Origin of the sequence: Porphyromonas sp. COT-108 OH1349 (genome assembly GCF_000768755.1) — a bacterium.
Lineage (GTDB): Bacteria > Bacteroidota > Bacteroidia > Bacteroidales > Porphyromonadaceae > Porphyromonas_A > Porphyromonas_A canoris.
On sequence record NZ_JRAH01000012.1, the window covers coordinates 34323 to 57182 of the forward strand.

A 22860-nucleotide genomic window follows, 5' to 3' on the forward strand; every position below is an offset into this window, starting at 1 on the left:
CCTCCATGAAGCAGAGACTTAAGCACATTGTTATCATACTTGGTGTACTTCTTATGTGCGCTGCATTTGTTGCGTCCTATTGGGTTGCATCTCCTCAAAAATATGAGGAAGGCAATAAAATAATCCCAAGTAGAACATCTGTGGAAATCTCTCATGAGGCAGAACGGGCATTCGTAACCCCTACTGATGTGCTTTCTCTTCTGAATTTGAGTATTAAGGATACTGTGCTTCGTAGTGTAGATACCCGAAAGCTCGAACAGGAGCTCATCGAAAAAAGCCCATATATCAAATCTGCAACAGCCTATGTTGCACCTCAGTCTCACTCTTTGCAGATTGAGCTGGAAGAGAGACAACCTTTGATGGCTCTCTATTACGGGGAGAAAGCATCATATATTGATACCGAAGGCATTATTTTCCCCAATAGAAAGGGAGCTGCTTATGTCCCCGTAGTTACCGGTAGTATTTCTGAGAAGATAGCACAAACCTATCTTCTCGATTTGGCTCACTATCTTGAGAAGCATAGAAAATGGAGAAACTTTTTCGGATCTATACATGTCGTCTCAGAGAAAGAGATTTATCTCTATCCCAGAGTAGGGGAGTTTGTGTTCAGTATCAGTCCTAAGATAGACTTTGACGAACAGCTTGGCAAGGTTGATATCTTCTATGAAAAGATACTTCCGCGTACCGGAGTGAATAAGTACTCCGTTGTCAACCTTTCGTATAGAAATCAGATCGTTTGCACCAAGAGAGGAGAATAAGTTTTATTGCCTTCTATCTCTCAGCACAAATGTCAATTTTTCAGTACTAAACAGCTCTTTATGTGAGATGATATACCCTTTCCTATAAGGTTTTCCATCTAATAGAATTGCTTCAATGTATTTGGATTGAGGCGATTCTTTTTTTGCTTCTATCGTAAGTGAAGCATGAGGATAGTACTCTTGATCCAGCTCTATAACCACCTCATCGAATCTCGGAGCAGTAAGGGCATATATAGGTGTTCCTGCAGAAACAGGATAGAATCCGAGCATTGAGAAAATAGCCCAAGCGGACATTGTTCCCGTATCATCATTGCCGGGAAGACCGCCCGGTGCTGTCGTAAAATACTTATCCAGCAGAGCGGGAATCATCTCCTGTGTCCTATAAGCATACTTAGGGAAATAGCAGTAGAGATAAGCATTATCAATATCCGGCTCGTTAGCCATGTCATAGTATCCTTTTGCGAAGGTCTCATCCAGTTTTTGGGTAAACACCCTTTCTCCACCCATCATCTTTGCCAGATTTTTGATGTCAAATGGAACGTAGAAGTTATAGTTCCATGCCGATCCTTCGTGGTAGCCGGTATTTTCTTGAAAGTCTCTGCCAATTCTTGGATCGAAAGGTGTCATGAAAGAGCCATCTTGCATTCTTGGTCTGAAGCAGTTGTACTCTTTGGAGAAGAGCTTGGTATAGCTTTTTGCTCTCGCAATAAGGGTTTTGTAAGTCTCTTTGTCCCCCATGGAAAGAGCAAACTGAGCAGCATTAAAGTCTGAGAGATAATACTCCAAAGACTGCGAGACGCAGTTGTCGTGCTTCTTTTGGTTCGGAACATATCCATGTTTGACATACAGATCTATATTTGGACGCACCTTGTTTTCTTTAGAAACATCCAAGGCGGAGCGTTTTATTGCTTCCAATGCCAGATTTGTATCAAAGTTTCTCAGTCCGCGTTGCCATGTGTCGTTGATTACAATGGCTGCAGGATCTCCATCCATTGTGAAAGTCTCACGGCTGTATAGCTCCCATTTCGGAAGATAACCATTCTCTTTGTACATATCCAGCATCACATCAATCATCTCCAACTGCTTCTTAGGATCCAAAATACAGTAGAGAGGATGCACTGTTCGGAAAGTATCCCATAGGGAGAATACCGTATATCTCTTCTTTCCTTGTGGTAGTGTAATCTTTTCAAGAGTTTCCATCTTGTTGTAAGACCCGGAAACATCCTGCGCAATATTAGGATGGATTAGCGTATGGTAAAGAGCGGAGTAGAATACTATCTTGTCTTTTTCACTGTCTCCTTTTACTCTTATCTTCGATAGCTCTTTATTCCATTTCTTTTGAGCATCGCTTACGATGGTTTCAAAAGAGATCCCGGCAGGTTGCTCTGCTTCAAGATTTTTCATTGCTTCCTCTTCGCTTACCATAGATACCCCGGTTCGGACAGTGATTGTGGTAGGCTCTTCTACATCGTAAGAGAAGAACACACCTATATTATCTCCCGACATTTCTTGGGTAAAGCCCTCATAAGGTTTGTACTGCCCTGTATATTTATCCCAAGCCAGGTCTATCGGCAGGAAGCGTTGAAGCTTCCAGAAGCCATGTTTTACGGGAGTTCTCTCTACTCTCATTGCAAAATAGAGACGGAATACAGCATCATGATGATAGCAGAAAGAACCGACCAACTTACTTCCTGTTATGGTCTGCTGATCCTTAAATCTCGCTATGGCTCCACTCTCATTCGTTAGTCCCTCTCCGAGGTTTAGCAGGATATTTGCTTTCCCGGCAGGGAAATGAAAGCGCGCCATAGAGGTACGTTCTGTCGCTGTAACCTCTGCACGGATGCCATATTTGGCAAGTGTTACGGCATAATATCCCGGTTGGTTCACCTGCTCTTCCATTACCGATCCATACTTTACCGGATCGAATACCAGTTCACCGGTTGTCGGCATCAAAAGAAGAGAGCCTAAGTCGGGACATCCTACACCGCTAAGATTTACTTGGGCGAAACCGGTAAGAAAACTATTGTTTGAGCTGAACGGAGTGCTCCACCACATACTGTCCTTTTCAAACTTATTAATTCCCTCTCCACCCATCACATTAAAAGGAGTGATGTTCATAAGCCCGTGCGGATGCTGTGCTCCCGGATTGGTCGTTCCGTAGTTGGAAGTTCCTATAAGAGTATTAACCCATTTAATAGGTTCTTGTGCTACGACGCCGGATACAAAAAAGCAGCACAGCAGTAGCAGTACAAAATATCTACGACTCTCTTTCATAACTTTTGGTGTCTCTATTCTAATGAACGCAAGTAAGCAATCTCTTCTGCCCAGATGGTATCATCGGGTGTTTCGAGGATAATAGGGATGTTATCCAGTCTCGAATCCTTCATTACATAGGAGTATAAATCCAATCCCATTACTCCTTTGCCCAAGCTGTGGTGTCTGTCTACACGAGTGCCGAGATCCTTCATAGAGTCATTCAGGTGAATGCCTCGAAGATATTGCAAACCGATAGTCTCCTCAAACTCTTTCCACATAGCCTCGTAGGCTTCCTTGTTCCGGATTTCATACCCCGAAGCCAACAGGTGAGCTGTATCCAGACACACTCCTATCCTCTCTTTATTCTCGACATGTTCTATAATGTATGCCAGATGAGAAAATCTGTATCCCATGTTAGAGCCTTGCCCTGCGGTATTTTCCAGAACAGCTATACAGGAAGAGGTCTCAGCCAGAACATCGTTGATGCTATGAGCAATATTCAGCAGGCATTCCTCTTCTGATATTTTGTTCAGATGGCTTCCGGGGTGGAAGTTAAGCAGGTTCAGACCCAGCTGCTCACACCGTTGCATCTCATCCAGAAACGCATTTTTGCTTTTCAGTCGCATATCTTCTTCCGGACTGCCCATATTGGTGAGGTAGCTGTTGTGAGGCAATATCTTACTCAGATCAAAGCCATACTCACTGCATCTCTCCTTAAACAGGCGGATGCTTTTATCCGTAAGAGGGTTTGCCACCCATTGTCTCTGATTTTTGGTGAACAGGGCAAAAGTGTTTGCTCCTATCTGATGTGCATTCACCGGAGCATTTTCCACTCCTCCGCTGGCACTTACATGTGCTCCTATATATTTCATTGTTTGTTGTTTTTGTATGAGAATAAGTGCGATTGTAACAAGATCCCCTTGAGAAAACAGAAAAGAGAGACAATACTTTACAGCACGATCTCCCTTTCTTGTGAATTTTATATGTCGATCTTCTTCCCTTACTTGAGAAACCGTTATTTCTTTACTTCAGGCTGGACAAAGTCTATAAAGCAAAGTCCGGCAAGGGCTGTACCATATCTCTTTTCTATGGTGATGCCTTCTGTGATAAAGTTTAGTTCGCCAAGATAGTATTGGGAGTAAGTCTTTTCGTGCAGGTCATTTATTACACGGATAAGACGAGCTTCAAGCTCTTCTATACGATACCTTCCGCTCACTTCGCACACAAGACCACCGATCTTTTCGTCAAAGTTTTCATCCTTATACATCCATGCGTACACCACTCCGGCAGAAACAAACTCATCTTGCATACCGTGAGACACGGACATGATGGTTTTCAGCTCCGAGCCGAAAGGAGGAAGGTCTATCTCATCCATTGTTACCAACCTTGCCGTAGCAGGAAGCACGGAAGAGTAAACCATAATGTTAAAGTCTGAAATACCTGCATCGTAAAGCGCCATATGGTATGACCCTGCGTGTAGTTCCAGATCCGATTCTCCACTACCCTTAGTGATGAAGAATGTGTTGGGGATTAAGTTTCCTACAATCTTACTCATCTGTTCTAATCGTGTTATTTCCTTTTCTCTGTTTATCTATCCTAAATACTTTGTGTTCGTGAACATACGCCTGTTCACTCCGCCTTGCAAAGGTACACAATAATATTTATATCTCGAACAGTTGGTTTCGGAAAGAAAGGAAACATCACTCATCCGCTTATCTTTTCACGAAGAAGATCAGATCCGAAACATTTTCATCCTTGGCAGCATCTGGGGCTATAAAAATAGTCGGTTTCGTGATTATCTTTTTGTTTTCCAGCTCCGCAAGCAGATCCCAAAGTATTTCGTGATACATGATGACGATTGCTTGCGACTTGTCTGCAAATCCAAACTCCCTCTGCAACAGCTCTATATCCAAAGATTGATCCAGAAAATCCGCAACACTATCGGCTATCTTCTTCGACTGAAGATAGAGTGAGTTCTTATCGTTTTCCTCAAGGATTGGTACGGTTATATGCCCGGATTCATTGAATAAATTAAACTTGGAAAATACGGCAATGGTGCTCTCTTCCGTGATTTTCCCATTTTTCTCAAAGTCTCTCAAGAGAAGATCCAGTTGTCGGGTATTTGAGATAAAAGGTCTTATCCTTGAAAAAGCACCCTCACTCCAGTTGATTTTGAGCGAGTAACCCTTGCTTGACAGAGTATTAGTACCGCAGTAAAAATCTCTTTTAGGATAAAGCGTCCAAAACTCACCGCTCCACAAGGGTTCTTTCATGGAGAGTTCTTTTTTTCTGATAGCTCCTCTCTCCTCCAAACACTTCCATACCAGTCCATCAATAACATAAGAGAAAAGGATGCTGTACGAGTTCCGCTCTCTTCCTTCACTCTTCAACAGCTTCACAAAATCGGCAACATCTTTCCCGATTTTACCTGCCAAAGCCTCCGATAGCTCCTTAGAATGGTTGCGCAGTTTGAGGGTTTGCAGGCTGTCCAATATTATTATATTGGTTTGGAATTTGTTTTTGTTGTTTCGGATCAACTTCCAATCTGCAAGCAGTTGCAGCTGACTGTACGTGAACTTAACATTGATCGAATCCAATGCTTTAATGGTGTGAGGCTCTCTTAAAGCGAGAAGTATCTCCCAGTTGTTGTCAAGACGGACAATGTTATTGGGTGTACCTTTGGAGGTGATGCAGTAAGCAATGCTTTCGTTATGGGTAAACGAGTTGAATCTGCTGTTTTGAGCTTTCATCGTAGCAACCGATAATACCAGTAGTATTACACTTATCCAAAAAGATTTCATCATACCTGTCAAATCCGTTATTTCATAATTTGTACTATTAAGGAAAGGTGAGTAACTCCTTTCATCCAGTTTGCTAAGGTACTTAATATTCCTTTCTATTATACTTTTATGCTCAAATTGTTGTATTCGATATCTATGATTGGGATCGGGGAGTGCTTATCCGTACAAAATATGTAATATCCGGAACCTTTACGGGAAAAGTTTGTCGGGAGTTGTTATCTTTGCCATCAGAGGTTGGAATATAATATATATCAAGCAGATCTATGTCTCAGTTAATCTCTATACAAGATTTTCCGCCGAATATCCCGGAAAGTAGTTTTACTTCCTCTCTTTACACCATTGTTTTTCTGGAGCAGGGTTCTACATTCATGGTGGATGGTACGGATTACGATGCGGAAGCCAATACGGTGTTATTCCTCTCACCTTACCAGAGTTTGGTGTGGTCAAAGCTCCCTGAGAGCTATCGACAACTCTCTTTTCATAGCGATTTCTACTGCATCGAGTACCATAAATATGAGGTGGCTTGCAATGGATTGTTGTTCAACAACGCCTATCTGAAACCCTACGTAACAGTTTCGCCCTCCTTGCTGCGCTATCTTTACGAGCTGACAGACCGGATTGCAGAAGAGCAGCACAGGGACAAAGAGGAGCTTCCTTTTACTTCCTCTATCATCAAAACCTATCTCCAACTTCTGCTTGCCTTGTGCAGCAGACAGAAAGATGCTTTGGAGGGGCAGCTGAACAGTGTTACGGACAGACAGGCACTCCTGTTCGAGCAGCTCTTGGAGAAGCATCATCTGGAGGAGAGGAGAGTGCTTTTTTATGCCCGTGAAGTGGGTGTCTCTCCCGAAGTATTGAGTCGGAAGAGCAAGCAGGTGTTTGGAAAAAGTCCTACACAGCTGATACAAGACAGGGTTATCATTGCTGCCAAAAGGCTTCTTCACCTTACGGACAAGAGCATAAAAGAGATTGCACTGATGCTGAACTTCCAAGACGAGTTTTACTTCAGCCGTTACTTCAAAAAGGCAACAGGGCTTTCGCCGAAGCACTTCAGGGATGAAGTCGGTATCACCATCATTACTCCTCCTCAACCTCCTCACTGAATACCGGAAAATCTTTTTCGTATGGCTTTTTACCGGATGGGTGTCAAATCTATCCATGTTAATATCATGTTTATCCATTCCCTGCGTTGTTCAAAAGCCGGAACTTTGCAGTGTAAATAGTAAAATGAATAAGTTGATATGAAAAAGTTGATGGAACAGATCTTTCAGACATCCGGGAAAATTATTCTGAACCTGGAGCGCCCATTCTTTAACTTCATGCGTATATCCATCTTTGTGGTTATGGCGTGGATCGGAGGGCTTAAAGCTTGCCAATACGAAGCCGATGGTATCGTGCACTTTGTAAGCAACAGCCCTTTCATGAGTTTCTTCTACACGAAGTCTAATACTTATGTAGAGAATGACAAAGGAGAGATGGTCAAGGAGTATACACTGCATAAAAATCCGGAGGGGAAGATGGTACAAAAGAATATAGACTGGCACAAGGCTAACGGTACATATCCTTTCTCTTATGGCCTTGGTACGATGATTGTGCTTATCGGGCTTTCTGTCCTCCTGGGTATTTGGCTTCCCAAGGTCGGGTTGATAGGAGGATTACTCACCTTTGGTATGTCCATCGTTACGCTTTCGTTCCTTATAACAACTCCGGAGTCTTGGGTTCCCAATCTGGGTGGAGACTTACCGACGCCCCATTATGGCTTTCCATACTTGTCGGGTGTAGGACGGCTCGTGATCAAGGACATTATCATGAGTGCCGGCGGACTGCTTGTGGCTTGGGATGCTGCTCGCAGAATCGTGAAACGATAACTTTCGATCTCCGGTTTCTATACCGAAACAGGGTGTGTCATATCGGTATGGCACACCCTGCTTTGTATATCATGGAATACCCGGATATACTCTCTTTTTAGATTAAACGTATTCGCAAGATTTTTTGAATGGGTATAAAAGATGCTCTTATCCTGTATCTTTTATGGCATCAAGGCGCGATCTGCAGAGATCATGCCTTGATGGGTACTTTTCAAAGCTTGATTTTTGCCATTCAAGTCTTGATGCTTGGTTTTGAATCTGTTTAAGCAGAGTTTTATAGCCGTTAAGGTGCTTTTTTATTCCCTTATAGATGAATTATTAAAGCCTTGATGGAGACAGAGCCAGGCTATCTGCTCTTTTGTTCGTTCGCAAAAGCTTCTATCCGCCGGCAAGCCAAATCCGCACTGATAACAGCCATCGGCAGTCCTGCACCCGGTATCGTGGAAGCTCCCACATAGAACAGATTGAACAACTTTTCATCAAAATTCGCCGGGCGGAATCCGCCTATCTGCATCATCTTGTGGGATAGCCCCAGACCGCTACCTTGATAGAGGTTGAATCTCTCCTCCCACTCCTTAGGTGTATAGATGGTACGCGACACTACCATATAGGGTATATCTTCTCCTATTCTCTTGGAGAAGTCCTCAAGGATGCTGTCCACGATCTCATCTCTATCGCTCCAATCTTTTTTGTATTGCAGGTTTGGCACGGGACATACAAAGAACAGGCTCTCGCATCCTTCGGGGGCACAGCTGTCGTTGTGCTTGGATATGACATTGACGTAGTAGTATGGCTTTTGCAGCGTATCGGGATCTTTGAGGATGTTGTGTGCATACTCCTCATAGTTTGTGCCGAGATAGTAGTTGTGCTGATCGAGCCGGGGCAGCTTTCCTTTAATACCGATGTAGAACGTCAGATAGCCCATGGTCCACTCTTTTTGAGCCAGCTTTTGCTCGCTGTACGCTTTTCGGTGCAGCACTCTTCCTCTGAACAGAGCGGCGTCTGCATTGCAAAGAAAAATGTTGGACTCATATCTGTTGCCCTCTCTATCTATCACGGCTGTGAGTTTGTCTCCACTGAAAGAGACATCTTTAATCTCTGTATCAAATCGGAATGTGGCTCCTGCCTTTCCCAGCTCCGATACCAGCCCCTGCACGATGTTGTACATCCCTCCTTTTACATTGTAATAGCCATCATGGCAAAACTCTGTGTGGGAGAGAAGGCTGTATATCGCCATGGTGTCGAAAGGCGTGCGACCGAGAAAGAATGCTACCAGCGAGATGATCTGACGTGCCTCCTTTGAGGAGAAATGCTCTGTAACATGCTGCCAGAATGTTTTGAGAAGAACCGGTATATGGCGTGGATTGACCTGCATCAACGTGGTGATGTAGTCGAACATATTGTCGAAGTTGTTGCGGATGACAATATCAAATGTGTCTTCAAACAGCGCTCTCGATTTTTTGAGATACCGCCTCATTTTGTTCTCAAAGTCCGGCTCCACTTCCTCGAACTGCTCGGCAAGTCGTTTTATATCCTTGTATAGGTGATAGGTCTTATCATCTCCTCGGAAGTTTACCGAATAGAGCGGATCGAGTTCTACAAATTCAAAAGGCATCTCAACACCGCACTTGTCCAGAAACTCCTTGAATACATAAGACATACTAAAGAAGCTGGGACCGGTGTCGAAGGTAAAACCATCTTTCCGAATCCGGTTCAGACGTCCTCCCGGCTCGCTGTTTTTCTCAATGAAAGACACTTGGAAGCCTCTTTTGGATAGTAGGAGTCCGCTCGCCAAGCCACCAAGACCTGTGCCTATAATTGTTACTTTCTTATTCATGATATGTTGTGCTTTTGTTTGAATTTGGAGTACAGCTCATCCTTCACCCATTTGAAGTTTGGTTCTGCCATCAATATTTTTTTGTAATACTCGTCTGCGCGTTTGACGTCATCCAGTGCGTCATAGGTTTGGGCTATTTGTATCCAAAGTGCAAGCAGATTCCAGTCTTTGATTTCTGCACTGCTTCCTTTCTGCGAGAGGTATAGCCGCTCTGCCGTGAGGTAGTGCTTGAGAGCATTGGGCTTGGAACCACCGAAGAGCGCAGGGCGAAAGAAGTCGATGTTGCCGAGCTGCACATATCCGAAAGCATTGTCGGGGTCTTGTTTTACAGACTTTTCGGCAGCCGATATACTCTTTTGTCCCAAGAATGGAGCCTTAAATTTGTTGAGCCCCACTTGATATCCGAGAAAGGCGGACTCGTATGCAAGCATCAGAGCAGGGCGTACCTGCCGGCTCTTGAGCCTGTTCATCCTCTCTTCCATCCTCTTCATGTAGGTTTTGGCAAGGCTGTTTTTCTTATTGCCTATACACCATCCGATGTAGCCGTATTCAAAGTTGAGAAGCTCCAGTTCCTGCTCTGTGTTTTTCTCTTTAATGGCGTGCATCCGGTCTATGACACGCTTCCACGACTCCATATTATTATATATGTATGCGTTGTAGATGCTCTCCTTTTCCGATGCGGATAGCGAAAGAGGAAGAGAGAAGAGCAGCAGGAGGAATAGTAGAGTGAAGTGTTTCATCTGTTTTAGCTGTTTATAGAGTACGACCTTTCCATCTGAACTCCAGGCGTCGCTTATTGATCCACGATTTCAGAATGAATGCCCCAAGCATGATCTGCTGAGGAATGATGAGCAGTATATTGTAGAAGGGAGACTGTCCGGCAGTCAGAGAGACCATCAGCCGCGTAACAATTACGATTCCGATATAGTACAGCGCAAAGATAGGTGAGGATGAGAGCAGAAGTGGAACGATACCGAAGGTGGTTACAGACCAGAACAGCAGAGCAGGGAGATAGGCATTGGCTCCGCCGAAGAAGTAGGTAACGTTCTTGGAAAATCCGTCCAGTGCTCCTTGAAGATCGCTGTACATCTTGCAGTGGATGCTTTTTATTCCGGTAAGACACGCCACTTTGCGCCGTTTTCTCTTGAAATATCGGGCGATCTCAATATCTTCCGCTTTGCTGTGGCGATAGGTATAGTGGGGGAGGAGAGCTTTGTAGGCGTTTCGTCTGAATAGCATGCACTGTCCGTTTGCCGCCGATAGCGATGAAAAGCATGATAGTCTCACAAGCGGCAGAAACAGCAACGTGAGTAGAATGATGTGCATATTGGGAACGGAAACTTTCTCTGCCCATGTCTCCATATCCTGTGTAGGAAAGACGGTGAAGAGGTCTGTCTTTTTCTTTTGACAGTATGCCATGGCTCTGTCTACGAATCCCGGCTCTATGCGAACATCGGCATCGAGGAAGAGGAAGAAGTCTCCTTCGGCTTCTTTGGCGAGAGAGTGGCAGGCATGATTCTTTCCAAGCCATCCTTCGGGTAGCGATGAGGAGGAGATCAGACGCAGACGGGCATCGTCCCGGCAGTAATGAGAGACGATCTCGGCAGTGTTGTCTTCGGACTGATCGTCCAGTACGATGATCTCTCGGATGCTTTCATCGTTTACTCTTTTAAGGTCGGAGAGAAGGTGTGAGATGTTGTCGGCTTCGTTGCGAGCAGGTATAAGGATGGAGACTTTCCCTCTCTCTGCCTCTCCGATGCGCGGATGTTTGGGCAGAGTTTCGAGGAAGAGCATGTTGAGGGATGCTATCAGGAATCTCAGCAGAGCGAATCCGAAAACGGCGTATGCGATATACTCGATCATTCTTCCGTGTGGAGCTGTCGGGAGAGACAGTCGGCATAAAATCTGTTATACTCTCTTTCCAAAGTGTCGAGGCTCATCTCTCCGGCAAACTCTTCTATATACATCGTTACCGTAGGCTTAGGATGGGCGAGATAATCTATAAGGTTGGCGGAGAAGATCACCTGTACGCTTTCTCTTTTATCTTTTAGGATGCGTTCGATGCCCTTTTGAAAAGAGAACTCGGATAGGTAAAGAGATTGGAGCTTCCCTTGCGGATAGATCAGCAGCATATTCTCTTTCTCTTCGAGCAACCGTGTGGCGTATTCCAGAGAACGGATCACTTCCCTGCTGCCTTTATTGACGGAGAATGCTCCGGTGCGGTTGAAGAAGCGGTAGCGTAGCAGCTGATCTTCCTGCATCATGAAGTAGAATTTTCGCTTGAACACTTTCCGTTTCAGATACATTGCCCAAAAACCGTCCCACCATCCGATATGATTGGCCATGAGCAATACAGGCAGTCCTCTGTCCGTGAATGTCCCGATGATCTTGGCAGCATGGAATCTTCTCCGGATGAGGTACTCCGTGTAGTACTGAAAAAAGGGATAGACGATGGGATGATGTCGGGCTTCGAGCATATTATGCGATAAGAATGATGAGGAAGAACAGGACTTGGATGGTGAAGAGAAACAGTGCCATTCTGTTGCGGACAGTGATATTCATCACGTATCTCAGGGTATGAAACAGCAGAGCAAGCACTCCCCATACGAGATAGTTCTGAATAGGGATTACATCACCGCCCCACGACCACATGTCCATACGTGGTGCCACCTGCTCCATAACCATATCGTAGCCGACCATGAGTATAGATGGCAAGATGATCCAAGAGAGGATGTTTCGTGGCAGGAAGCTTGATATGGCTGCACTCAGATAGAGTAGCAGCACCCAGTTGAGACCGATGAGCAGCGGCGTTTCGGCTATCTTTACCCCCAGTTCACTGCCGTAAGAGTAGTTTCCGAACACATCTCCCGTTGCCACTCCCCATACTTCGACGCCGAAGCTGAGTACTGCTACGATGAGGGAGAAGAGCAGCAGCCCGGATCTTTTAGGGGTTTTGTCGTACAGCCCCAGGAATAGTACGGAGAAGAGCAGAACCCAAGGTGTCATCCCGGTATATAGGGTTCGGGTTTCGGGGTTAGCCAATTGGAGCGCACCGAAGATGTAGAAGATGGCGATGAGAGCCATGATTAGCCAATCTGCTTTTTTATGTTTTTGCATCGGTTGTTATGGTTGCTAAAGTGATTGTAAATATCTTGTTTTTCTGTTTCGCTTATCGTTCCCGAAAATGGTAATTACCATTCTTTGGTTTAGTAATTACCATTTCTCAATTTAGTAATTACCGTTTTTCAGTTTAGTAATTACCATTTTTCAGTTTAGTAATTATCGTTTTTTTTGATTGGTAATTATCCTCTCTCAAAACAGCCCTCTATCTTGTCCGAATGCTCCATGGTTTTTTGGTAAATGATCCTGAACCAAGGGGTGTAAAGATCGGGATGGTTGCGGATGTCCGAGTCTAATGTTTCGTGGGGCAAGTAGTTCCAATCCATGACCTCGTCAGGATTCGGAACCGGCTCTGTATCGGTTATGTAGGCAAAGACTCGGTCATATTCGTGTTCGGTGAGCCCGTTGTCGAACAATGCAGTATAGGTAAAGTCGAACAGCCGGACAAGTCTCTTCGCTTCCACTTCTATCCCCATCTCTTCCATCATACGCCTGCAAGCGGCATCTTCGTAGCTCTCTTCCAAGAACGGATGCGTACAACAGGCATTGGTCCAAAGCCCTCCGGCGTGATATTTTTCCCGGGCTCTCCGATGCAGAAGCCACTCTTTCCGGGTGTTAAAGACCAGTATGGATACCGCTCTGTGCAGCACTCCCTTGCGGTGTGCTTCCATCTTTTCCATGGTGCCGAGCGTGTTGTCGCCTGCATCCACAAGGACCACCATATCTGCTGTATTGTTTGAAGTCATAGAATGTTTATTCGGTTTTTGATGATTGCAGAGAGTAAAAGCAGCCCTTTCTGATAGTCCGGGACACGGATCCTTGTCTGAAGAAGTTTGTCCGCAGGGGTTCTCTTTATCTTGTTGAGCAAGCCTTTGTAATATTTATATGCGGTGAGGACGGCAAGCCGGGCATCTTCCGGGAGCTTCTGTATGCCTTTGTAGGCTTCGTCAAACTCTTGTTCGATCTCTTTTACAAGCTCCATCTTCGTGGCTTCATCGAAACTCTCTATGCGGAGATTTGGGAAATAAGTGCGCCCCAATCCGAAACAGTCGTCTTTCAGATCCCTGAGAAAGTTGACCTTCTGAAATGCCGAACCCAACTTCATGGCCGGTTGCTCCAACTCCTTGAACAGCTTCTCGTCCCCCTTGCAAAAGACTTTCAGACACATCAGACCCACGACATCCGCCGAACCGTAGATGTACTTTGCCGTCTCTTCTGCTGTCTTGTACTCTTTCTTTTCAAGATCCGCGCGCATGCTCGATAGGAATGCCTGTATATGTTCTTCGGGAATGCCGAACTGCTTTACCGTCAGCTGAAAAGCATAAAGGATAGGATTCGTGCTGATGCCATACTTGTGTGCCAGATGATAAGACTCTTCGAAGAGATCCAACAACTCCTTTTGGTTGTGCTCGTGAAAGGTGTCCACGATCTCATCGGCTATACGAACAAAACCGTAGATGCTGTGTATGGCAGGACGTATATCTTTGGAGAAAAGATTGGAAGCCGAATAGAATGATGTGCTATACATTTTCGTCAGACCACGACTCATTTCAAACGAGCAGATGCGGTACTTACGATAGTTGGAGGCATTGGTTGTCTTCATAGTGTCGGACGTGTTTATACTACAATTGAAAAGGATACCCGAAGACCATATTAAGCCTCTTCTGCAATTCCTTTTTCTCAAAGATAAAAAAAAATCATTCCATTTTCATTATACCTTGACCATATCCTGAAAAAGAGTTTTCAAAAGCAAATCTCAGACTAAAAATGTGTTGCCTGAAACAGAGTAGTGTCAAGAGATTTTGGAGACCGATTTTGCACTCTTTACGATCGCCTTTTGAGGGTGATTTTTATATATTCCATACACCGCCTTTGGGCTCTCTCTATTTTGATCGGAGAGGTCATTTTCAGAGCACGACCGAACTGTTAAATTTGCCCCGTTTTATTAACACAAATTGCAATACTTGTTAAGCCAAAACAGTAAACGAGCATATTCTTCCGGCTTAACGTGTTTAATTTTTCAGTAAACACGTTTAGTGATTTCAATGAACACGTTTACCGGATTCAATTAACGTGTTTAGAATTTTTGGCTTGTGCGTTGATTGTGAGTGTCTTAGCTGTTTTCTTCGTAAAAAGGTCGTTTTTGTGGCAATTTCTCTATTAGTATATATTTACAGTCAGGTGTGTTAGATTTTACATTGTTTAACCTGAGAGAGGGCGATGAAGCGCACAGAGAAAAAATTTTTTCGGAATTCGAGAAAATCTATATCCGTTTGATACTCTTGCTGTTCCGATTTTTCTACTCTTTCCTGCCTCGCTTCGGGACTCGTCCGAAAGGCTGATTCGGAGATTTTTTGCGAGACCATTTTTATATAAAAACTCCCTCCGAAAATCTCTTCTTCAAGGACACATTTTAGGTATCACATACCAAAGGTGTCAATAGTTTTCTCTATTTTTGTATTCTTAAAATATCGGAGTCTATGAATACACCCGGAGACAAGAGAAAAACACCCACTTTGAAAGGAAATCCTATTCAGGAGACTTATCATGTGCGAGAGGCAATGGAGCTATTGCCATACCTTGTACACGTTTCTTCTCGTTCTCGTAGCTCTGCCAAACAGCTGCTTTCGGCCAAGCGTGTGTTGGTGAATAGTGAGTACATTTCGCAGGCAACGCATCTGCTTTCTCCGAGAGATGTGGTGCAGATTTCAAGAGTTTCCCGACCGGAGGAGTTCAATCATCCCAAAATCAAAATCCTTTGGGAAGACTCGGACTACGTGGTCATAGAGAAGCTCTACGGGCAGTATACGGTGGACACCACCGGTAAGTATGGAGATCGCACGGCTATCCGCCTGCTTAGCAACCACTACAAGAAGTACGATCCGGATGCCAAACTCTTTATGGTGAACAGGCTCGACAGAGAGACTTCCGGCATTGTGATCTTTGCCAAAGGATTGCAAGCGAAAGAGCTTATCATCTCATCTTGGAACAAGATTGTGCAGGAACAGATCTTTGTTGCCGCAGTGGGAGGCGTGCCTGCCGAGAATAAGATGCAGATCTCTACACTTGCAAGAAACAAAGAGGATAGCTCCAAGAAACAGAAGAGTAAGAGTGAAACCAGAGAGCGAAACGCATCCGTGGTGGAGCTTTCTCTGCTTCGGACCGATGGCGAAAGCAGTGTCGTCCGGCTGAATGCCTCTCTTGGACGGATCTTCTCTCTGCGTCAGGTCTTGGCAAACAAAGGATTGGTGATCATGGGAGACAAGAGAAACTCTTCTCCGTTCACGCTTAAAGACAGAATAGCGTTGGAGCAGATCTCATTGGTTTTCACGCATCCCAAAACCGGCAAACGGATCTCTTTGAAACGCTCTTTCCCCACGCATCTGTTCGGTTATCTGAAAAACAGACAGTCCGACAACCAAATATAGACCTATAAATACCGTTCTAAATTATCTTTATGAAAAAAGTATTCCTATTCTTTTCCCTTGCCCTGCTCTTGGTAAATACAGCATTGGGGCAGATGATTACTGATGCCGTAAAGTGGGATATCTCTATCTCGGACATTGCAGACGGCAAGGCGCGTATCTCCTTCACTGCAAAGATGAAGAGTGGATGGCACGTGTACGACATGAATCTACCTGAAGGCGGTCCTTCGTCAACAGAATTTCTGTTTGATACACTCGCCGGAATGACCCTCTCAGGAGAGGTAGCACCGGACAGAAAGCCGTTGGATGTTTTTGATAAAAACTTCGAGATGAACCTTCGTTGGTATGCCGATGAGGTTATATTCACGCAAGAGCTTAATGTCGAAGACCCTGAAAACTACAAGGTAAGCGGGGAAGTGTTCTTCATGGCTTGTAATGATGAGAGCTGTTTGCCGCCCGAAAGAGTGGAATTTAACTTTGAAAAAGGTAGTCCGGTAATATCCGGAGCGGAAGGTGAATCTGCCAACATGGAGGCGGCTTCTGCTGAAAAAAGCGAAGATACCGTTATCGGCGACCTGTGGAAGCCGGTTGTGGAGGAGTTGAAATCGTTTGGAGATACCACTCTGTCCAGAACAACGGATACATCTCTTTGGAGAATATTTATATTTGGATTCCTTGGCGGTTTGGTGGCACTCCTTACACCATGTGTCTGGCCTATGATACCGATGACCGTGAGCTTCTTCCTCAAAAGAACCAAAGACCGCAAGAAAGCCATCAAAGACGCTATCACTTATGGCCTTTCCATCATCGTTATCTATCTTCTTCTCGGATTGACCATCACTTCAATCTTTGGAGCAAGCGCGCTTAACGACCTTTCGACAAGTGCCGTATTCAATATTATCTTCTTCTTGCTACTGGTTGTGTTTGCGGTTTCGTTCTTCGGAATGTTCGAGCTGACACTTCCACAATCCTGGACCAATAAGTTGGATGCAAAGGCCGATGCCACAACAGGTTTGTTGAGCATCTTCTTCATGTCTTTTACACTTGTATTGGTCTCTTTCTCTTGTACCGGTCCTATCATCGGCACACTGCTTGTACAGGCCGCTACCATCGGTAATGCCGTAGGCCCTGCAGTGGGTATGTTTGGTTTTGCATTGGCGTTGTCCATTCCGTTCGGACTCTTTGCCGTGTTCCCAAATATGCTTCAAAGCATGCCGAAGAGCGGTGGCTGGCTCAACAGCGTAAAGGTTGTTCTCGGTTTCCTTGAACTTGCATTGGCACTTAAGTTCCTTTCCGTGGCAGACCTTGCATACGGCTGGGGCATCCTCGATAGAGAAGTGTTCGTTTCTCTATGGATTATCATCTTCGCCCTTCTTGGTATGTACCTCTTGGGCAAAATCACTCTACCGCACGACTCCGAAGTGAAACGCATATCCGTTCCTCGCCTTCTTATGGCCACTATATCCTTTGCTTTTGCCATGTATATGGTGCCCGGCTTGTGGGGTGCACCCCTAAAAGCGGTTAGTGCATTCGCTCCTCCGCTATACACTCAAGACTTTAACCTTTACGAAGCAGAGGTACACGCAGAGTTTGACGACTACGAAACAGGTATGGCCTATGCGGCTAAACACAATAAGCCGGTAATGATAGACTTTTCCGGTTTCGGTTGTGTGAACTGTCGTAAGATGGAAGCAGCCGTTTGGACAGACCCTAAAGTGAAGAGTGTTATAGATAACGACTACGTTCTCATTACACTTATCGTGGACGACAAGACCAATCTCCCTGAACCGATGATCGTTACCGAAAATGGTAAAGAACGTAAACTCAAGAGCATCGGAGAGAAGTGGAGCTATCTGCAACGCGTTAAGTTCGGAACCAACTCACAGCCTTATTACGTCTTGTTGGACGCTCAAGGCAAACCTCTTGCTCCATCTTACGCATACGATGAAGACGTTGCGAAGTATTTGGATTTCTTGGAATCCGGTAAGCGAGAGTTCAAAGAACGAAACAAGTAATCTTAATGACATATGACTAAACATACTCCCGAAGAGAAGCAGCAAGCTCTCGGACGGGTGCTGAATATTCTCGACATCCTGCGGGCAAAGTGCCCGTGGGATCGGGAACAAACTTATGAGTCTCTCAGGACAAATACGATAGAGGAGGTATTCGAGCTTTCGGATGCGCTCCTTTCTCGTAATATGGCAGAGCTTAAAAAGGAACTCGGAGACGTCTTACTGCATGTCGCTTTCTATGCGAAGATAGGTGAAGAAGACGGTGAGTTCGATATTGTCGAAGTGTGCGACGCTTTGGTGGACAAGTTGATCTTCAGACATCCTCACATCTTCGGGGATAAGAGCGTGGACAACGCTGCTGAAGTGGAGAGCAATTGGGAGAAACTCAAACAGAAAGAAAAGGGTGGAAACAAGACTGTACTCTCCGGCGTGCCTCGAAGTCTGCCTTCCATGATCAAGGCATACAGAATACAGGACAAGGCTCGCAATGTCGGATTCGATTGGAACAATCGTACAGATGTTTTTGCCAAAGTGAAAGAGGAGCTGGCAGAAGTGGAAGAGGCATTCCGTTCATCGGAAGGAAAGCCCTCTGCGGAGCTGGAAGCCGAGGTTGGCGATCTCCTTTTCAGCATCATCAATATGTCTCGTCTGTGGGGACTCAATCCGGACAATGCTCTCGAAGCCACCAACAGAAAGTTCATCCATCGCTTTACGCACATAGAGAAGCAAGCCAAGGCGCACGGCGTGGAGCTTAAAGACCTCTCTTTGGAAGAGATGGATGTCTGGTGGGAAGAGGCAAAGCAGATTCCCGAAACAGAGTCGTAAACACCTCTTTTAACCTCTTTCCGTCATGTCGAACACTCCACTTTTCTCGCTTAAAGATGTTACCTGTGGGTACAGCACCGGCTTTGAAACCGCAGGAGTATCTCTCTCTTTGGAAGAGGGTGCTTTTGCCGGGATAGTGGGAGCCAATGGTTCGGGCAAGACAACGCTTTTCAAAGGAATTTCCGGCACGCTCCCTCTGAAAAGAGGCACGGTGGAGATCAACGGCAGAGACCTCTCTTCCTTTTCCTTGAAGGATAAAGCCAGAGAGATGGCGATAGTAACGCAGTTTAGAGATCCCGTGGATCTCACGGCGCAGGAGTATGTGCTGATGGGGCGACTTCCGTACAGAGACCGCTATCAGTTCTTCGATAAAAAGGAGGATATTGCTTTGGCGGAACACTATATGGAGCTGACCCAAACCACTCATCTCCGTCACAAGAACATGAAAGAGCTTAGCGGAGGAGAACAACAGATGCTTAGCATCGCTTCTGCACTCGCACAGCAACCCACCGTACTGCTTTTGGACGAACCGACAGCCCATCTCGACATCAGGCATCAGATGGCATTCATGAATCTGTTGCAGGAGTTGAACGAGAGGGAGAAGCTCACCGTCCTTATGATCCTGCACGATCTCTCCATGGCTGCGGAGTATTGCGACTATATCCTGATGATGAAGCGTGGCAGACCTTATGCCCAAGGTCGTCCTCACGATGTGCTTACGTATGAAAATATCGAAGCGGTTTTCGATACCGTTGTAGTGGTCAGCAGCAATCCCGTATCGGGCAAACCTATTATTCTTCCCATATCCGCACGCTATCTCAAAAGTGCGGAGCGATCATAACTGCCAGTACTGAAGATGGAACTCTACATTATCAGACACGGAGAAACCCTCGAAAATGCCCGGAATATATGCCAGGGGCAGCTGGACGGGACACTTTCACCCAAAGGAATAGAAGAAGCAAAAGCGGTGGGAAAGCGAGTGGCGGAAATACCTTTCTCTGCTATCTATACCAGCGATCTGGGTCGGGCGCACCACACGGCAGAGCTTATCCTCTCCTTTCATCGGGGTAAGGCTTCTCTCTATTCGGATAAGAGGTTGCGAGAACGCTACTTCGGGTCGTTTCAGGGACAAGCTTTTCCCAAAGACTTTTCCACCTTCGCCCCACCTCCGGAGACGGAAACACCGGCAGCCATAACGGAAAGACTCTCCGACTTTATCTCCGAAATCAGCCGGCGATACCGGGGAGCGGAGGAGAAAGTCCTGCTTATCTCCCACGGCTTCACCATCAAGGTGCTTTGGTGTCTGCTCAACGGCTCTTCTCTTACCATGTTGGAGAGTACTACGGAGATAGCCAATACATCGTTGGGAATAGTCGAAGTAAAAGACAATGGGTTTATAATAAAAATGTGGAACAATACAGACCATATAAAACAAGAGGAGAGTTGATCTCCTCTTGTCGTTTATGGGGCTCTGCTGTCCTGCTTTTTTGCCGGACGATGCCTACTTATTGGATTTCGGATCGTTGTTGTTGTACCACTTGAGATACTCCTCTGTGTAGGTGATGCCCGACTGCAACAGCTCTTTCTTCTTATCCTCCTTGATCGCAAAGTCCGTAGCCTTCACGCCCAAAGTGTCTATGTAGATGGTTCTTTGCCAGTCGTCGCAGTGAAGGTGCACATTATCCTGCGCATCTATCAGCGTACCCAGCAGAGCCAGAGTATAATCCCAGAAGTTTTTTATCTCCCTTTTCGGAGGCTCTGCCTGGTCTCTAAACATCGCAACTTTCTCCTTGCTGTCGAGACGGAATCCCAATGTCTGTTTGTTATAAACGTACTCTGAGATCTTCCTGCTCCGCTCTTTCAGATTCTCATTTATCTTTTCGTAGTAGTCCGTTCTGTTCCAATTCGATTGGACATACTTGCGTCTGTCGAAGATTTTTACCGGATAGTTGTCCAGCAGACCACCGTCCACATAGAGGTCTCCCCGCATACTCCGCTTGCCGGCAAAGAAGAGAGGAATAGACATGGATATACGTGCCGCATCCGCTATACAGAATCTCGGGGTGTGTTCATGCGAAAAGATTTCCGAAAAACCTGTGGATAGATTGGCTCCGATAAGATAGATCTCTTTTGTGTTCAACTCTTTAAGCGAGTGTTTCAGATCATCAAAAGTCGCTTCGCTATTGCCCAACTTTTTAGCGATGAGATTGCCAATCCATGAACGGAAAAAGTCTCCTTTGTACCAGCCGAACTCGTTGATCAGTCTGTGGCTATCTTGAATAATGCCCCAAGAATCGTCCATAAAGCTGTTGAAATTAAGGTCCCACAGGATCTTTTTAAGCTCCTTGGGAGTATATCCCACGCCGAGCAGAACCGCCACGATAGCTCCTGCGGAAGTCCCGGCAATGCGTTCGATGTTTTGATAAATGCCTTCTCGCTCCAATACTTCAAGAGCTCCCACGTAAGATATTCCTTTTACGCCTCCTCCTTCAAACACTAAATTCTTAAAAAAGTACTCTTTTGACTTCATAGTTACTTGTTGTTCTAAAATTAGATATTACAGTTCCTCACTTGACGGTTGGTCAGTTTTTCACTTCTTAAATGTACACACTTTTTATGAATACGCCACTCTTTTTCTCTCTTACCCTGTCTAAAAGATCCGTTTGATACGTTTAATTCTTTCTCTTATCGTATTAAGAAGTGCTATTCGAGCTTCGATTGGTGGAAATCAAGGCTTGAGTCCCACATTTCACGGCTTGAAAACCACACTTCAAGCCTTGATCTCTGCAAACCAAGTCCTGCTTTCCAACATTTTAAGGCTTTAGCCATACTTTTATATAGGATCAATCTGTTTTGTGAGCAGGTTCATTCTTTTTAGAAAGAGCTATTCTGTAATTAAGAAGAGGAATTTTCAGGAAAGCATATTCGGTTTATCTGCCGGTATTTTACTATTTATTCCTCATAAATGTAAGTTGGAGAAAAAACATCTGTCAAGATATTCGTGGCTTTTATTAGGAATTTTTATGTAGCTTGGGGCTGCATGAATTGAATGAATTATTACTCGGAATAAGAGAAAAGAGATTAACTATGAGAATTTTAACCATATCATTTGCACTACTATTCCTTTTTGGAGGAGTTACTGCTCAGAATCGCCGTCTTTCACGAGCCGTTTGGCCCGATACGTTGGATCTCGCAAAGTTGGAAGTGTTATACGAGTTTTCTCGACCGGAAGCAGCGGATCACTCTGTTATAGAAAAGAGTGAAGATATTCTGATTATCGGGGATAAGGTCTCGGCTTATATGCGTTATGGCTATTACCGTTCCGATTCCGTTTTTATTAAAATGAAGATGGTTGAAGGTCCTCGAGACTTTGTGTGGAAGACGACATTCGATTACGACAGACCATCTCTTAAGATTGCAACAGTGTATAAGTACTACGATAAGAATAAAATGGAGATGTTGCAGTTTGTAAGTTACAGCCCTTTCTCTTTTGAAGAACCGCTGGGAAAGATCCGTTGGAAGATACTGGATGGCGAGAAAAACATACTCGGTTACAACTGCAAAAAGGCAGAAGGCACTTTCCGAGGGCGGATCTGGGATGTTTGGTACACAGAAGAGCTGGATGTTGCAGATGGTCCCTGGAAGCTAAACGGGCTGCCGGGATTGATACTGGAAGCTGTGGACCGGACAGGAAAACTGGCTTTTAGAGCATTTGGTGTACGAAAGTCCGATGGCGGTATTGTTTACAAGGATAAGTTTTCCAAGCCTGCCAAGACCACTTATCCCAGATTTCAAAAGCAACTCAAAGCATACCACAGCAACCCTGTCGCTTATTATCAGTCTTTACCAAACTCATCTAAAGGTGGCACTTTTGCCAAACAGCCGAAAAAAGATCACGTCTATTTGGAGCTGGAAGATGAGTAAAAGCTCTGAAATATAAGAGTACCAAAATCTTACT

General features: G+C 45.1%; 21 protein-coding genes. 9 read left to right on the top strand and 12 right to left on the bottom strand.

Translation table 11 applies throughout. The features are described 5' to 3' along the window. Positions 1 to 5 precede the first annotated feature (5 nt). Positions 6 to 758 (top strand): cell division protein FtsQ/DivIB, encoded by a 753-nt coding sequence (locus tag JT26_RS01800; protein ID WP_036845368.1) that lies wholly within the window; start codon positions 6 to 8, stop codon positions 756 to 758. 3 nt (positions 759 to 761) lie between these two features. Here JT26_RS01800 and JT26_RS01805 read toward each other — a convergent pair whose 3' ends face one another. The 4 genes from JT26_RS01805 to JT26_RS01820 all read right to left on the bottom strand — a co-directional run bounded on the left by JT26_RS01805 (position 762) and on the right by JT26_RS01820 (position 5818). After that, on the bottom strand, positions 762 to 3032 hold the full coding sequence (locus JT26_RS01805; protein WP_036845371.1) for a GH92 family glycosyl hydrolase: 2271 nt from the start codon (positions 3030 to 3032) through the stop codon (positions 762 to 764). A 14-nt stretch (positions 3033 to 3046) separates the two neighbouring features. Beyond that, positions 3047 to 3886: a deoxyribonuclease IV gene (gene nfo, locus JT26_RS01810; RefSeq protein WP_036789256.1), complete on the bottom strand. Its 840-nt coding sequence runs from the start codon at positions 3884 to 3886 to the stop codon at positions 3047 to 3049. A 143-nt stretch (positions 3887 to 4029) separates the two neighbouring features. Further along, positions 4030 to 4569: a pyruvoyl-dependent arginine decarboxylase gene (locus JT26_RS01815; RefSeq protein WP_036789254.1), complete on the bottom strand. Its 540-nt coding sequence runs from the start codon at positions 4567 to 4569 to the stop codon at positions 4030 to 4032. A gap of 157 nt (positions 4570 to 4726) precedes the next feature. Next, entirely contained in the window at positions 4727 to 5818 is a 1092-nt protein-coding gene (locus JT26_RS01820; RefSeq protein ID WP_036845375.1) for a hypothetical protein, read from the bottom strand. Between the two features lie 260 nt (positions 5819 to 6078). Here JT26_RS01820 and JT26_RS01825 point away from each other — a divergent pair, with 260 nt between their 5' ends. Next, a complete protein-coding gene (locus JT26_RS01825) occupies positions 6079 to 6918 on the top strand; it encodes an AraC family transcriptional regulator (RefSeq protein ID WP_081966356.1) in 840 nt (279 codons plus the stop codon). Between the two features lie 150 nt (positions 6919 to 7068). Further along, positions 7069 to 7683 carry a YkgB family protein gene (locus tag JT26_RS01830; RefSeq protein WP_152565540.1) on the top strand — a complete coding sequence of 205 codons (615 nt, stop codon included), beginning with the start codon at positions 7069 to 7071 and terminating at the stop codon, positions 7681 to 7683. Positions 7684 to 8029: 346 nt separating this feature from the next. On the opposite strand, the gene JT26_RS01835 is transcribed toward JT26_RS01830, so the two are convergent. From JT26_RS01835 to JT26_RS01865, 7 genes are all read right to left on the bottom strand, one after another. Then, positions 8030 to 9520 (bottom strand): NAD(P)/FAD-dependent oxidoreductase, encoded by a 1491-nt coding sequence (locus JT26_RS01835; protein ID WP_036845381.1) that lies wholly within the window; start codon positions 9518 to 9520, stop codon positions 8030 to 8032. Further along, positions 9517 to 10260, bottom strand: a complete 744-nt coding sequence (locus tag JT26_RS01840; protein WP_036845384.1) for a hypothetical protein — start codon at positions 10258 to 10260, stop codon at positions 9517 to 9519. The genes JT26_RS01835 and JT26_RS01840 overlap by 4 nt, the downstream gene beginning before the upstream one ends. Before the next feature lie 13 nt (positions 10261 to 10273). Further along, on the bottom strand, positions 10274 to 11383 hold the full coding sequence (locus JT26_RS01845) for a glycosyltransferase family 2 protein (protein WP_036845386.1): 1110 nt from the start codon (positions 11381 to 11383) through the stop codon (positions 10274 to 10276). Continuing rightward, positions 11380 to 11997: a lysophospholipid acyltransferase family protein gene (locus JT26_RS01850; RefSeq protein WP_036845390.1), complete on the bottom strand. Its 618-nt coding sequence runs from the start codon at positions 11995 to 11997 to the stop codon at positions 11380 to 11382. The genes JT26_RS01845 and JT26_RS01850 overlap by 4 nt, the downstream gene beginning before the upstream one ends. A gap of 1 nt (position 11998) precedes the next feature. After that, positions 11999 to 12637, bottom strand: a complete 639-nt coding sequence (locus tag JT26_RS01855; RefSeq protein ID WP_052110289.1) for a carotenoid biosynthesis protein — start codon at positions 12635 to 12637, stop codon at positions 11999 to 12001. 185 nt (positions 12638 to 12822) lie between these two features. Then, entirely contained in the window at positions 12823 to 13386 is a 564-nt protein-coding gene (gene idi, locus JT26_RS01860; protein ID WP_036845393.1) for an isopentenyl-diphosphate Delta-isomerase, read from the bottom strand. Further along, positions 13383 to 14243, bottom strand: coding sequence for a phytoene/squalene synthase family protein (locus JT26_RS01865; protein ID WP_081966357.1), 861 nt, complete (start codon positions 14241 to 14243; stop codon positions 13383 to 13385). Before JT26_RS01865 ends, idi begins: the two co-directional genes overlap by 4 nt. Before the next feature lie 877 nt (positions 14244 to 15120). Here JT26_RS01865 and JT26_RS01875 point away from each other — a divergent pair. From JT26_RS01875 to JT26_RS01895, 5 genes are read left to right on the top strand one after another with little or no spacing between them, the layout of a single operon-like run. Beyond that, positions 15121 to 16068, top strand: a complete 948-nt coding sequence (locus tag JT26_RS01875; protein WP_052110290.1) for a pseudouridine synthase — start codon at positions 15121 to 15123, stop codon at positions 16066 to 16068. Between the two features lie 29 nt (positions 16069 to 16097). Further along, entirely contained in the window at positions 16098 to 18080 is a 1983-nt protein-coding gene (locus JT26_RS01880; protein ID WP_036845397.1) for a cytochrome c biogenesis protein CcdA, read from the top strand. Between the two features lie 12 nt (positions 18081 to 18092). Further along, on the top strand, positions 18093 to 18902 hold the full coding sequence (gene mazG / locus JT26_RS01885) for a nucleoside triphosphate pyrophosphohydrolase (RefSeq protein ID WP_036845400.1): 810 nt from the start codon (positions 18093 to 18095) through the stop codon (positions 18900 to 18902). A 25-nt stretch (positions 18903 to 18927) separates the two neighbouring features. Then, complete coding sequence (locus JT26_RS01890) at positions 18928 to 19743, top strand: ABC transporter ATP-binding protein (protein ID WP_036845403.1); 816 nt, start codon at positions 18928 to 18930, stop codon at positions 19741 to 19743. 15 nt (positions 19744 to 19758) lie between these two features. Then, positions 19759 to 20349, top strand: a complete 591-nt coding sequence (locus tag JT26_RS01895; RefSeq protein ID WP_052110291.1) for a histidine phosphatase family protein — start codon at positions 19759 to 19761, stop codon at positions 20347 to 20349. 54 nt (positions 20350 to 20403) lie between these two features. On the opposite strand, the gene JT26_RS01900 is transcribed toward JT26_RS01895, so the two are convergent. Then, positions 20404 to 21432, bottom strand: coding sequence for a patatin-like phospholipase family protein (locus JT26_RS01900; RefSeq protein ID WP_036845406.1), 1029 nt, complete (start codon positions 21430 to 21432; stop codon positions 20404 to 20406). A 557-nt stretch (positions 21433 to 21989) separates the two neighbouring features. Here JT26_RS01900 and JT26_RS10070 point away from each other — a divergent pair. Further along, positions 21990 to 22826 (top strand): GLPGLI family protein, encoded by an 837-nt coding sequence (locus JT26_RS10070; RefSeq protein WP_052110292.1) that lies wholly within the window; start codon positions 21990 to 21992, stop codon positions 22824 to 22826. The last annotated feature ends 34 nt before the right edge of the window (positions 22827 to 22860 follow it).